10 protein-coding genes, 3 tRNA genes, 1 rRNA gene and 3 pseudogenes are annotated in these 12767 nt (G+C 39.1%); all 17 read left to right on the forward strand.

The window, feature by feature from the left end:
- Nucleotides 1-12: 12 nt before the first annotated feature.
- A complete protein-coding gene (locus tag E7B10_RS08700) occupies nt 13-405 on the forward strand; it encodes a hypothetical protein (RefSeq protein ID WP_004695318.1) in 393 nt (130 codons plus the stop codon).
- A 105-nt stretch (nt 406-510) separates the two neighbouring features.
- A complete protein-coding gene (locus E7B10_RS08705; protein ID WP_004695321.1) occupies nt 511-939 on the forward strand; it encodes a hypothetical protein in 429 nt (142 codons plus the stop codon).
- Between the two features lie 97 nt (nt 940-1036).
- Nucleotides 1037-2584 carry a DEAD/DEAH box helicase gene (locus E7B10_RS08710; protein WP_004695322.1) on the forward strand — a complete coding sequence of 516 codons (1548 nt, stop codon included), beginning with the start codon at nt 1037-1039 and terminating at the stop codon, nt 2582-2584.
- A 171-nt stretch (nt 2585-2755) separates the two neighbouring features.
- Nucleotides 2756-3175, forward strand: a pseudogene (locus E7B10_RS08715) (Fur family transcriptional regulator).
- Between the two features lie 183 nt (nt 3176-3358).
- Nucleotides 3359-4195 carry a deoxyribonuclease IV gene (locus E7B10_RS08720; RefSeq protein ID WP_287508185.1) on the forward strand — a complete coding sequence of 279 codons (837 nt, stop codon included), beginning with the start codon at nt 3359-3361 and terminating at the stop codon, nt 4193-4195.
- Between the two features lie 216 nt (nt 4196-4411).
- A complete protein-coding gene (locus E7B10_RS08725) occupies nt 4412-5644 on the forward strand; it encodes an exonuclease SbcCD subunit D (protein ID WP_287508188.1) in 1233 nt (410 codons plus the stop codon).
- Nucleotides 5645-6241: pseudogene (locus E7B10_RS09580) on the forward strand (AAA family ATPase); the annotation flags it as partial.
- 2187 nt (nt 6242-8428) lie between these two features.
- A pseudogene (locus tag E7B10_RS09585) lies at nt 8429-8728 on the forward strand (SbcC/MukB-like Walker B domain-containing protein); the annotation flags it as partial.
- A 92-nt stretch (nt 8729-8820) separates the two neighbouring features.
- Complete coding sequence (locus tag E7B10_RS08735) at nt 8821-9195, forward strand: VOC family protein (protein WP_287511264.1); 375 nt, start codon at nt 8821-8823, stop codon at nt 9193-9195.
- Entirely contained in the window at nt 9195-9902 is a 708-nt protein-coding gene (locus tag E7B10_RS08740) for a tRNA threonylcarbamoyladenosine dehydratase (RefSeq protein WP_287511262.1), read from the forward strand. The genes E7B10_RS08735 and E7B10_RS08740 overlap by 1 nt, the downstream gene beginning before the upstream one ends.
- Complete coding sequence (locus E7B10_RS08745) at nt 9899-10333, forward strand: peptidylprolyl isomerase (RefSeq protein WP_004695336.1); 435 nt, start codon at nt 9899-9901, stop codon at nt 10331-10333. Before E7B10_RS08740 ends, E7B10_RS08745 begins: the two co-directional genes overlap by 4 nt.
- Before the next feature lie 4 nt (nt 10334-10337).
- Complete coding sequence (locus E7B10_RS08750) at nt 10338-10967, forward strand: hypothetical protein (protein ID WP_287511260.1); 630 nt, start codon at nt 10338-10340, stop codon at nt 10965-10967.
- Nucleotides 10968-11050: 83 nt separating this feature from the next.
- The gene (speE, locus tag E7B10_RS08755) at nt 11051-11890 is read left to right on the forward strand and encodes a polyamine aminopropyltransferase (RefSeq protein ID WP_004695340.1); all 840 of its coding nucleotides are present in this window, start codon (nt 11051-11053) and stop codon (nt 11888-11890) included.
- A gap of 218 nt (nt 11891-12108) precedes the next feature.
- Nucleotides 12109-12184 (forward strand) — tRNA-His (locus tag E7B10_RS08760).
- 24 nt (nt 12185-12208) lie between these two features.
- A tRNA-Gln gene (locus E7B10_RS08765) sits at nt 12209-12283 on the forward strand.
- A 4-nt stretch (nt 12284-12287) separates the two neighbouring features.
- Nucleotides 12288-12363 (forward strand) — tRNA-Lys (locus E7B10_RS08770).
- Between the two features lie 332 nt (nt 12364-12695).
- Nucleotides 12696-12767 (forward strand): 16S ribosomal RNA (locus tag E7B10_RS08775); the annotation flags it as partial.

The raw sequence follows: 12767 nt of genomic DNA on the forward strand, positions 1-12767 counted from the left end.
GGAAGGTGGAAGATGAATAAACTTGAAATATTAGGATATATTTGGATTTTTATATCTATATCCTTATCTATGGGGTTATATAAACTTGAGATCAGTAAACGTGTCATTGATGAAGAATATGAATATATCAAAAAACATAGAGCTTTTGGCGATTTAACCAAGTATTTAGCAATAATTGCAATTGTAAGTATAGTTCTATTAAATTTTAAATTTCTAATTGACAAAGATTATGTATTTATGGCCCGCTTTGGTGTTGCTTGGGGCGTATTCGTACTTTTTATAATGTGTACAGGTTTTTATCAAAAGCGGAATAGTTTGTATTATAAACGTGGCCTTTTTGCTATTTTTTCTATATTATTTGGTATTGCTGGTTTAGGTTATGCATTAAAGAATATGTTCTTTTAGTAGTAAATATATCAATTCAGATTTTATCAATATAGTGTTGTTTTGTGTGGGCACTTATGGAATGATTTTTAGAAATAAAAAAATGATTAAAGGACAGTATAATTCATGATTCAATTAGATTATCTATTAATTATAGGAATATTGCTTAGTGTTTTGCTTTTTCTTTTGGTTGGCGTATTTTACTATAGTAAATCTAAATTTTTAAAGGGACTCAATATTTGGTTTTTAATAATACTTAGCGTTTTATTAAGTTATTTATTATATCCCTTATATGAACTGACAGATTATAGAGAAGAATTTACGACATTAGTTATTATTGCTGCGATAATCATTAAAATAATTATCAATTTATCTATATTTATGATCACTGATAAAATAAGAACGAAATGGATTTCTAAATTAATTTTGATTCTATGGGTTGTTCTTGTTGAATGCTTGTATATACCTATTCATTTGTCATATCTTGTTTTGTTATGTGTATCAGGTGGAATTGTGTTGATTGAACATTTTAAAGGGAAAAGAAATCCTATTTAGCTTAGATTCAGAATTACTTTTATAGCGCTCGCCCTCGAAATATGATATACTACTTAAATGCGCATAGTTCGTGCGCGATAGGAGGAAACACATTTAGATGTTAGAAAAATTTGAACAATTAATGATTAGCGAACCTGTTCTAAGAGCGTTAAACGATATGGGCTTTGAAGAGCCTACGCCAATTCAACAGGAAGCTATCCCAGTTGCCATGAGCGGTAAGGACATGATCGGTCAAGCTCAAACAGGTACTGGTAAGACAGCAGCATTTGGCTTGCCTGTATTGGAACGCGTAGACGGGAATGAGCGTCACGTTCAAGTAGTTATTTTATCCCCTACACGAGAATTAGCTATTCAAGTAGCTGAAGAGCTTAACAAAATGGCTCAGTACACGAATATCACAGCACTACCAATCTACGGTGGTCAAGATATTAATCGTCAGTTCCGTGCCTTGAAAAAGAACCCTCAAATCATCGTTGCCACTCCTGGCCGATTGATGGATCATATGGATCGTGGTTCTATTAAATTTGACCATGTGAAAGTTGTGGTATTGGACGAAGCCGACGAAATGTTAAATATGGGCTTTGTTGATGATATCAATAAAATCTTGGGTGCTATCCCAGAAGACCATCAAACATTGTTGTTCTCTGCTACGATGCCTAAAGCTATCCAACAATTAGCTGAAACATATTTGACAGAGCCAACATTGATCCGCATGAAACCGACTCAAGTTACGATGGACTTGATCGAACAATACTATATCGAAGTGCAAGACCGTCAAAAATTCGATGTTCTTTGTCGTTTGTTTGATATCCAAACACCTGAACTTGCTATTATTTTCACGCGTACGAAACGTCGTGTTGATGAAGTGACAGAAGGTCTTAAGAAACGTGGTTACATGGCGGAAGGCATCCATGGCGACTTGTCTCAACAAAAACGGGACAGCGTAATTCGCCAATTCCGCGAAGGTACCATTGATATTCTCGTGGCTACAGATGTGGCAGCTCGTGGTCTTGATATTTCTGGCGTGTCTCACGTATATAATTATGATATGCCTCAAGATCCTGAAAGCTACACACACCGCGTAGGTCGTACAGGTCGTGCCGGTAAAGCAGGTCAAGCTTTCACGTTCGTTATCCCTCGTGAAATGGAGCATTTACATGCTATCGAACGTTTAACAAAACGTAAAATTGCACGTCGTCGTGCACCTTCATTAGGTGAAGTTCTTGAAGGTCAACAACGTTTGGCAATTGAAAGCCTCGTTGAAATGACAGATAATTTAGAAGCATTGGCGCCTTTCAAATCTAGTGCTGAGGAATTGTTGAATGATACAGATTCCGTAACACTTTTGGCGGCAGCTCTTAAATTGTTAACAAAAGAACCAGATACTACTCCTGTAAATATTACAGAAGAAAAACCATTGCGCGTACGCCGTCGTCGTGAAAGTGGTCGTAGTGATCGTCGCCGTCGTGATGGTAATCGTCGTCGAGATGACCGCCCACGTCGCAGTCGCGATGATCGTAGAAGTGATCGTCGCAATGACCGTAAAGGTGACCGTCGCAGAGATGATCGTAAATCTGATCGTCCGCGTGGAGAGAAAAAAACTCGCCATCAAAGTGAAGGTTTTAAGCCTTACTTTAAAGACTAATAGGATGTGGATTGCTTCTGGGCAATCCACATTTTTTATTACTTAATAGTTAATACTATTTATCTTGATAAGTGTTGATAATTTTGATATAATAAATAATAATTATTTCTTGTAAACGGTCGATAATGGCCTATGCCTTATAGATTTCCAAGTGGAGAAAGGTAGATTATTATGGATATCGCACAAATTTTGCGTAGTCAGGGGTTTAAAGTAACCCCACAACGTATTGCGATTTATGATGCTTTGCGTGGTCATCATGATCATCCAACAGCAGAGATGTTGTATCATACGTTGCGCCCAGAACATCCAAGCATGAGCTTGGCTACAGTGTATAAGACGATGGAGATTTTTGAAAAAATCGGTCTTGTTAAAATTCTAGAAGTTGGTGATGAGCGCGCTCATTACGATTGAGACACACAAGCTCATTCCCATATCCGTTGCATTCGTTGTAATAAGGTAGAGGACATGATGGGCATTGATTTGAAAGCTATCAAAACGATTGCTGATCAAGGTAGTGAATATCAAATCACAGGTCAACATATTACCTTTGAAGGTGTTTGCCCTGAGTGTGCAAAAAAAGAAAGTCATTAATAGATAACCCCTGTTGTTGAAGGGCTCCTTCACGGCAGGGGTTATATTAGTTATCGTATATCTTTATCTATTAGTGTTATAGAATAGCTATAGTAACAAAAATAGCTATAAGCATAATAAAATGGATATTAAAGTTAAGCGCTTTATAATTATAAAATTGTAGAAATCGTATAAAGGAGTATCATGTTTGTAATAGGCAGTCACTTATCAATTAGCAAAGGTTATTTACATATGGGCAAGGAAGCGACTAAAATTGGGGGCAATACGTTCCAATACTTTACTCGCAACCCTCGTGGTGGTAGCATGCGAGCTCTCGATGTTGAGGATATGAATAACCTTAGTGCATATATGAAAGAACATAACTTTGGTACCTTGTTGGCCCATGCACCGTATACCTATAACCCATGTGCCGCTAAAGAGGATTTACGCGCTTTTGCGAAGCAATCTATGATGGAAGATTTAGAGCGTATGGAATATTTGCCAGGTCAAATGTATAACTTTCACCCTGGTAGCCATGTGAAGCAAGGCGTAGATCAAGGTATTGAGTACATTGTAGAGTGCTTGAATGAAATCTTATTCCCAGGTATGAAGACAACAGTCCTCTTGGAAGTAATGGCTGGTAAGGGTACAGAAATTGGCTCTCGTTTTGAAGAAATTGCACGCATCATCGATGGCGTAAAACTAAAAGAGTATATGGGTGTGTGTGTTGATACTTGCCATATTCACGAAGGGGGTTATGATATCGTACATAATCTCGATGGCGTTATTGACGAGTTCGATCGAATTGTAGGTCTTGATCGTTTGAAAGCCATTCATTTGAATGACTCTAAAAATCCTATGGGTGCTCATAAAGATCGTCATGAAAAAATTGGGGAAGGACATATTGGTATCGATGCTATTGCTCGCGTTGTAACACATCCTAAATTGACGAACTTGCCATTCTATTTGGAAACACCAAATGAATTGGACGGGTACGCAAAGGAAATTTCTATGCTACGCTCTATCGTAGAGAATAAATAATTAAAATACAGAAGTTAATTTAGTTATATAATAAATATGTAGAATACCTGATACTATACTAGTTATTGCAAATACATAAAGTTATTAAAACTGTTAAGGCTATTAAAGTTATATAAAATTATTGAATTTCCATAAACTTATGGGACTAATAGCTTGTTTTGGCCTTTGAATACATACATTGTGTAAGGTATAGGGAGAGCTGGAAAGGGGGACAAAATGCGTTTTTTACATACTGCCGATTGGCATTTAGGGCGTATTTTTTATGGACAGTACTTAACAGAGGACCAAGCTCATGTGTTGGAACATCAGTTTTTTTATATTTTGAGAGATGAAAACATCGATGGCATATTGCTCGCAGGGGATGTTTTTGATAGAGCGGTGCCCCCCATTGAAGCTATCGAATTGTGGGACTCCATCATCACTCGTCTCGCTATGGACTACAAGGTGCCTTTCTTTGTGGTGAGCGGTAATCACGATGGGGCGGAACGTCTTGAAGTGGGGCGCTCTATGTTGAGCCAATCGGGTATCCATATTTGGGGCTCTCCTCATCACGCGTTGAAGCCTTTTGAATTTGAAGGGACAGATGGCAAGGTGGCTATTTGTCCTATGCCTTTTAGTGAGCCCCGACGCATAGGGGAGGCTTTATTTGCTGATGTAGAGTCTACTAATACAGAAACTACCAATATTGAAATTGCTGACATAGTAACACCGTGTTATGAACAAAATTGCGAAAGCGCTTTGAATCTGCACAATTATGACCAAATGTATCAGGCTTGGAGTAATTACTTGTATAAACAAGTGCCTAAGGGGATGCGCAGTATCGCCATTAGCCATGCCTTTGTTATGGGCGGTGAAGTAGGGGGCTCAGAGCGTACCTTGTCTGTAGGTGGTAGTGAACAGGTAAATCCTCAAGTCTTTAAAGACTTTCACTATACTGCCTTGGGACATTTGCATGGGCCTCAGCGAATGGGAGCTGATCATATTCGCTATAGTGGATCCCCATTAAAATATTCCTTTGATGAACATATGCAGAAGAAGTCTTTTACCATCATTGATATGGATACAAAGGGGAACGTAGATATTAACACGATTCCTGTAGAGGCGAAGCGAGACGTAGTCATTTTGGAAGGATATTTTGAAGACCTGTTAAATGATAAAGCATTGCAGGCTAAACATAGGGATGATTATGTACAAGCCCGTTTACTTGATACGATGCCGATTATGGATGGAATGGCTAAATTGCGCCAGGTATATCATCGTTGTATGACCATTGATCTAGTTGGTCGCGTGGCAGGGCCTATAGCAGATATGGGCGAGGCGATTTTCAAAGAATTAAATGAACGTGATTTATTTAATCAGTTTGCAGAAACTGTGTGGAAGGAACCTTTAACAGAGAAAGAACAGCAATATATCGACTCTGTATGGGACCGAATTCTTAAGGAGGACTAAATGAAGCCTATATCATTAACTATAGAAGCCTTTGGTCCGTATCGTGATTCGGTCACTTTAGATTTTAATGAGCTTCAAGACCATTCCATGTTTCTCATTGCTGGTCCTACGGGGGCAGGGAAAACATCAATCTTAGATGCCATGGTGTATGCCTTGTATGGTGAGCCGAGTGGAGAAGTACGCAAAACAGATGCTATTCGCAGTGACTTTGCAGAACCTCATCGTATGACTCGTGTCGATTTCTCCTTTGCTATTGGCAATGCACAATATCGTGTTGAACGATTACCGAAACAGATGGTAGCAAAGAAACGTGGTACAGGGATGCGTGAGCAGAATGCTAGCGCTACTGTATATGAGAAGAAAGATGGTGAGTGGAAGGTCATTGCTACCTCGGCTGTCGCCATTCGCGATACTATTCAGCAAATTATAGGATTTCGTAAGGATCAGTTCTTACAAGTTGTGCTATTACCTCAAGGGGAATTCCGAAAGTTGCTAGTGGCCTCTACGAGTGAACGTGAGGAATTACTACATACACTTTTTAGAACGGAGCTATATCGAAAATTACAAGAAGCACTGAAGGCTGCTTATGATGAAGCAAAGGCAGGTATTGAAGAAAATCTAACTAAGCAAACTGCATTTATGCAGTCTATCCCTCATGATGGAGCGACTCCAATGGTAACCATTGAGCATGTGCGTGAGTTACTAGCAAATCGGGGCCCACATCGAGATGCTCTCGCGGTAGAACGAGATGAGGCAGTAACCGTGGTAGAACAGTTTAATGTGCTCCGAAATCAATGGTCTTTATATAATCAGGCTCAACAATCTCTTGCTGAGGCTACTTCGAAACTTGACATGGTGAAAGTAAGGGAAACTGAGCGTGTAAATCTAAGCGAAAAGGTTCAGTTCCTTAACTCTTTGGCACCAACTCATGAATTATATAAACAATATATTGAGAAACAAGCTATATTAAAAACTTTAGAACAGGCCCTTTCAGATGCGAAAAAACATGTGGAACTAGCAACTCAACATGAGGCTAAATGTTTAGACGTTTACAGTGACTTAGAAGGTCAAGCTGAAAGTATACAAGCTAAAAGAACTGCTTTGGCTCAATTTCAACAACAAGCAGAGAAGTTTAATGAATTAGATGTATTGAAAAAGGAATTGTTCACATTACAGAGTAATTTAGAAGAATTAGATAGTAAAAAAAGTGAAGATGCCTTAGCTAAACAACGGAAGCTTGTAAAAAGTTTAGAAGCTGATTTAGAAGGTTTGCGTAAACAGTTACAAGATAATAACAAATTCTTAGAGGATACTACTGTTATTCAAGGGCAACTAAATGATTTACATAGATATTTTGAATTACTAGAAGAAATTAGTAAGGTACAAAAAAAAATCGATGATAAAGGTCAAACGTTAGCGTCTTTAGATGAAACCTTGCAGGTTGCAAAGGTACATCTTGAACGATTAGAGCATCTAATGCAAGAAGGACGCGCCTTTGAGCTAGTTCATTTACTTATAGATAATGAGCCTTGTCCGGTCTGTGGATCTACAGATCATCCACGGTTAGCCGCTAAGCCGGAGATGTATCCGACTAAGGATGAAATTGAAGAGGCTCGTACAGCTCGTGACGTGGCACTACAAAAGCAAGCTAGCGAAGTGGGACAACAGAAAACCTTAGTTACTCGTCTTGATGAGTTAACTAAGCAAGTAGCCGCGCAAGTTTCTACGCTAAAGTTATCTATGGACGCTTTTTCTGAGGAGAGCGCTATATCTGTTCAACAAGATTTATTAGCTAAAATGGATCAACTCACAGTTTTACGTGATAAGTCTGAATTGTTAAGTAACACTATAGCTGACAATGAGCACAAGTTAAAAGTAGCTAGAGATAAGTTGGCAACTTTAGAGCTTGCCCATAATGAATTACTTAAAAATCTACACGACTTGGAGATTCGCATTAGCTCAGTACAAGCTAATATTGATGCTCTATCTAAAACCTTACCAACCGCGGATATAGATGCATGGCAAAAACAGTTAGAGTCATTGGATAGTGATATTACACTCTACGATGAGCAGGTGAAAGTTAGCAAAACTAATTTAGATACTGCTCGAGAACAATTGAATGCCAAACGCGGACGCTTAGAAACTTTGTCCTCTCAAGTAAAAGAAGAAATAAAAAATCTTAATTTGCGGTATAAGAACTATACAAAGTCATTACAAGCCATTTCTTTAGGAGAGGATGATTTTGTAGAGGCTTTACGTGATATTAAAGAGATAGAGACCTATAGAATACAGCTGCATGCTTTGGATGAAGCCTTTAATAAAGCACAAGCTGTATATGATGCGGCGTTAAAGGTAGCAGAAACTGTGGTTAAACCAAGTGATACTGTTTCTGATGAAATCTATGCTACAGCAGTAGAGCATCGAGATATATTAGTAGGTAATCTTGCGGCATGGGATAAAGAAACAAAGCATATCGAAACTACGCTCACCTCATTAGAAGCACTCGAAGCTGCTATGGGCGAGGCTCGTGAAAAGGTGAATTTCTTAAGCCGATTAAATGATCTCGCTAATGGTGGGGAGCAAGGCTTTAAAAATGTTACCTTTGAACGCTATGTACTGGGGGCGATTTTAGATGAGGTTGTATATGCTGCTAATTTACGACTTCAGAAGATGAGTCGCAACAGATATTCCTTGGAGAGATCCGACTATACAGGTGGTGGTCGTGGCAAGCAAGGCCTCGATTTGGCGGTTATGGATGCTTTTACAGGCCAATCTAGACCAGCAAATACCTTATCTGGTGGTGAAACATTCTTGGCCTCTATGGCGCTTGCCTTGGGATTAGCGGATGTTATCCAAAGCTATGCTGGTGGCATCCATATGGATACGATGTTTATTGATGAAGGTTTTGGTACACTCGATCCAGATACATTGGAACTCGCCATGGAAACATTGTTACAGTTGCAATCGTCAGGACGTCTCATCGGCATCATTTCTCATGTACCTGAGTTAAAGTCTCGTATACCTGCTCATTTAGAAGTGACTCGAGGTGACGACGGTAGTACGGCAAAATTTGTTATTAACTAGATATCATAAACTAGATATAGATTTGCCAAATGTGTTACTATAAAAAGAGGAGAATTCCTACAAAAACATCCTGTATTTACGAAGGGGGTTCTATGAAGTTTTCGTTTGCTCATAATAATATAAATGTTAAAGACCTTGATAAAAGTCTAGCATTCTATAAAGAGGCGTTATTGCTCGAGGAGTCTCGTCGTTTGGAAGACCCAAGCGGTGCTTTTACCCTCGTGTATTTAAAAAGTCCTTATACAGCACATGAATTAGAACTTACATGGTTGCGTGACTGGGATCGTCCTTATAATTTGGGGGATAATGAATTCCACTTGGCATTCTATGTAGATGACTATGAAGCGGCTCTTAAAAAGCATAAAGAAATGGGCGTTGTTGCTTATGAGAATGCTGATATGGGTATTTATTTCATAGCAGATCCAGATGGATATTGGACAGAAATCATTCCGGTGGGGAAATATTAATGGAATATATGTTAACTCGTTTAGAGTGGTTGGTTGGTCCTGATAAAATCAAAACATTAAAGGATACCTCTATTGCTCTCTTTGGTGTCGGTGGCGTAGGTGGTGGTGCTTTAGAGGCACTAGTACGAGCTGGTGTAGGTCGCATTGTCATTATCGATGGAGATTCCATAGCGCCTAGTAATTTGAATCGTCAAATGATTACGACTCGTGATATGATTGGGGAACGTAAGGTAGAGGTAGCAAAGGCACGAGCTCTTGCTATTAATCCTGATGTGGTGATAGAAATTCATGATATTATGTACACTGAGGAAAACTATCCTGGATTTATTCAAAGCTTGAACGTTGATTATGTTATTGACGCCATCGATATGGTAACGGCGAAACTTAATATCATTGAGGTTTGTCAACGTGAAAGCATCCCTGTTATTTCTTGTATGGGCGGAGGTAATCGCTTTTACCCAGAAAAACTTATGATTGCAGATATCAATAAGTCTCATACATGTCCTTTGGCACGCGTTATGCGTCGGGAACTCAAAAAGCGGGGTATAAAAAAACAATTAGTTTTATTTTCTACAGAAAAACCGACAAAACCACAGTTCCGTGGTGATGCCACAAGTCCTGGGACATGTAGTTTTGTGCCACCAGTGGCAGGTTTTATATTAGCAGCACATGTGTTGCGTACAATTTTGGAGGTACCTGAACAATGAAAAAAGCGAAAATCCATATGGCTGACGGCGGCGATATCGTAATTGAATTATTTGAAAAAGAAGCGCCTGGCACAGTACAAAACTTTATCGACTTGATTAACAAAGGCTTCTACAATGGCCTTCGTTTTCACCGTGTAATTCCTGGTTTCGTAGCACAAGGTGGTTGTCCTAATGGCAACGGTACAGGTGGTCCTGGCTATACAATTAAAGATGAATTAGTTGGCAATCCGCATAAACATGAGCGCGGTGCTTTATCTATGGCTCACCGTGGCCCTAATACTGGTGGTAGTCAGTTCTTTATTGTATATGAGCCACAACCTCATTTAGATGGTGTACATACTGTATTTGGTAAAGTCATTGAAGGTATGGATGTAGTTGATGGTATCCAACAAGGTGCTATCATGGAAACTGTAGAAGTAATCGAAGGTTAATCTCATGAATGAAGTATCTATTAAACATCCAGAATGGCTATATATCGATGTAAATGGTAAAACATCATATGGGTATGACCAAGAGTGGTTCACTGATGAGTGGCAACGCTTGTCTGGTTGTGGGCCTACATCGGCATCACAAGTATTGGGCTATTCGCTATTTAGGGATGGCTTATTAGATCTGGAAACCACATCCGACCAAACGCTTGCTTTAGAACGGATGAACTTAGTTTGGAAATATGTAAAACCACGCTTTGGTGGTGGTGTTTATAAAACTCAATGGATGGAACGAGGCCTTGTTCGTTTATTAGAGGACGAAGGTTTATCTTATGATGTGCATATGCTAAATGTATCTCCATTCTGTGCATCACGCGTAGAGGTGGAGGCTGCCGCTCAATTTATTCATGATGCCTTGGAACAAGATGTGCCTGTAGCATTTTTGAATCGTCATAAAGGAAAAGAAAAGGCTCTTTATACCTGGCATTGGGTTCCGATTCACAGGATGTTTATGGACGGTGATGATATCCGCTGTGGCATCTTTGATGAAGGTGAAATTCGTGATTTTTCTTTGGCGAATTGGATGAAAGACACTATTTTAGGTGGTGGATTCTGTTACATTAGTCGCAAAGAGTAAGTAACAGGGTAATTAAAGTAATATATATACGCATCGCAGTGATTTGCGATGCGTATTGTAGTATAAATAGTAGGAGGTACTACATGAGTCAATGGATTACTGAGGAACAAACACCTCACTTACGTCTAAGCGCTGAAGCGGAAGAAGTGCTTTACTCTGGGGAATCTGAGTTTCAAAAAATTGAAGTTTTTAAATCAAAAGAGTATGGTATGATGCTCGCTTTAGATGGCGTGTTCCAAACATCTGAGCGTGAAGAGTTTATCTATCATGAAATGATGAGCCATATCCCTTTGTTCTTGCATCCTAATCCTGAACGTGTCTTGATTATTGGTGGTGGTGATGGTGGCGTAGCTAGAGAATGTGTACGTCATGATTGTGTAAAAGAAGTAACAATGGTTGAAATCGATGGTAAGGTTGTAGAGTTGGCAAAACAATATCTACCAACTATTGCTAAAGCTATGATTGAAAACCACCCTAAATTGACTGTAAAAATTGGTGATGGTATTGGTTTCATGGCAGAAGCAGAAGATTACTATGATGTAATTATCGTGGATTGTTCCGATCCAATCGGTCCTGGTGAAGGCTTATTTACAGAAGAATTCTATAAGAATACATTAAAAGCTTTGAAAGCTGATGGCTTGTTTGTACAACAAACAGAATCTCCGATGTTACATCAACCATTAGTGGAAAAAGTATTTGGTTACGTTAATAGCCATTTTCCAATTGCGCGCTTATATACCGCTTTCATTCCAATCTATCCTGCAGGGATGCATTGTTTTACATTGGGTTCCAAAACATTTGATCCTCTAACATGGACTCCAAACCGTGAACAAAACTTTGAAACTAAGTACTATAATGCGGATATTCAAAAAGCTGCATTTGCATTGCCAAATTTTGTAAAAAATTATTTGCCAACTAAGTAAATAATATGTATAATGGGGAAGCGCTGTTTGTGAAACGAAAATTTCCGATAGTGCTTCCTTATTTATATGAGGATTAAAGGGCTTATATTAGAGATAACACAATTAAAAGTTTCGGTTGTAAAAATTAATGAAATTGAGAAAAAGGTGTTGACACAAATCTCTAGAAAAGATATAATTCTCTTTGTTACGAAGACAATGTCTTCGATACCTGCAAGGTGGTGGGTATGGTGAAGCGGTTAACACGGCGGATTGTGGCTCCGTTACGCGTGGGTTCGATCCCCACTACTCACCCCATAACCTACACATCGTAATCACTGTAGGGGTGTCGCCAAGTGGTAAGGCAACGGACTTTGACTCCGTTATGCGCTGGTTCGATCCCAGCCACCCCTGCCAACATGACTCACTAGCTCAGTTGGCAGAGCACCTGACTTTTAATCAGGGTGTCCCGCGTTCGAGTCGCGGGTGAGTCACCAAATTAAAACTCACAAACTTCGGTTTGTGAGTTTTCTATCTCTATTTTTAGAGATTTTGGTTATGATTGTGAGTATAAATTTAATCAAAAATCGGTTGAAAAAATCTTTGGAAAAGAGGTTGACGATTTAAGGTTAGATTGATATACTATACAAGTCGTTAGGGCGCAGAACTAACGTAACAGATCTTTGAAAACTGAACAATGATAGGTAATCAATCATATGATTGAACATATGCCAGAGTGCGGGTTTTGACATAGTCAAAACCAACTATAATTCAAAGTTACTTAAAAGTAACGACAACAAATAATGAGCTATTCAAATAGCTTCAAGATATCTTGGAGAGTTTGATCCTGGCTCAGGACGAACGCTGGCGGCGTGCTTAACACATGCAAGTCGAACGAAGA

The organism is Veillonella sp. (genome assembly GCF_032470285.1).
GTDB lineage: Bacteria > Bacillota > Negativicutes > Veillonellales > Veillonellaceae > Veillonella.

Excerpts from the sequence above, each read along its gene's own strand:
- E7B10_RS08710 (WP_004695322.1), top strand. The coding sequence starts at position 1,037 with ATGTTAGAAAAATTTGAACAATTAATGATTAGCGAACCTGTTCTAAGA.
- speE (WP_004695340.1), top strand. The coding sequence starts at position 11,051 with ATGAGTCAATGGATTACTGAGGAACAAACACCTCACTTACGTCTAAGC.
- E7B10_RS08745 (WP_004695336.1), top strand. The coding sequence starts at position 9,899 with ATGAAAAAAGCGAAAATCCATATGGCTGACGGCGGCGATATCGTAATT.
- E7B10_RS08705 (WP_004695321.1), top strand. The coding sequence starts at position 511 with ATGATTCAATTAGATTATCTATTAATTATAGGAATATTGCTTAGTGTT.
- E7B10_RS08700 (WP_004695318.1), top strand. The coding sequence starts at position 13 with ATGAATAAACTTGAAATATTAGGATATATTTGGATTTTTATATCTATA.
- E7B10_RS08750 (WP_287511260.1), top strand. The coding sequence starts at position 10,338 with ATGAATGAAGTATCTATTAAACATCCAGAATGGCTATATATCGATGTA.
- E7B10_RS08735 (WP_287511264.1), top strand. The coding sequence starts at position 8,821 with ATGAAGTTTTCGTTTGCTCATAATAATATAAATGTTAAAGACCTTGAT.
- E7B10_RS08720 (WP_287508185.1), top strand. The coding sequence starts at position 3,359 with ATGTTTGTAATAGGCAGTCACTTATCAATTAGCAAAGGTTATTTACAT.
- E7B10_RS08740 (WP_287511262.1), top strand. The coding sequence starts at position 9,195 with ATGGAATATATGTTAACTCGTTTAGAGTGGTTGGTTGGTCCTGATAAA.
- E7B10_RS08725 (WP_287508188.1), top strand. The coding sequence starts at position 4,412 with ATGCGTTTTTTACATACTGCCGATTGGCATTTAGGGCGTATTTTTTAT.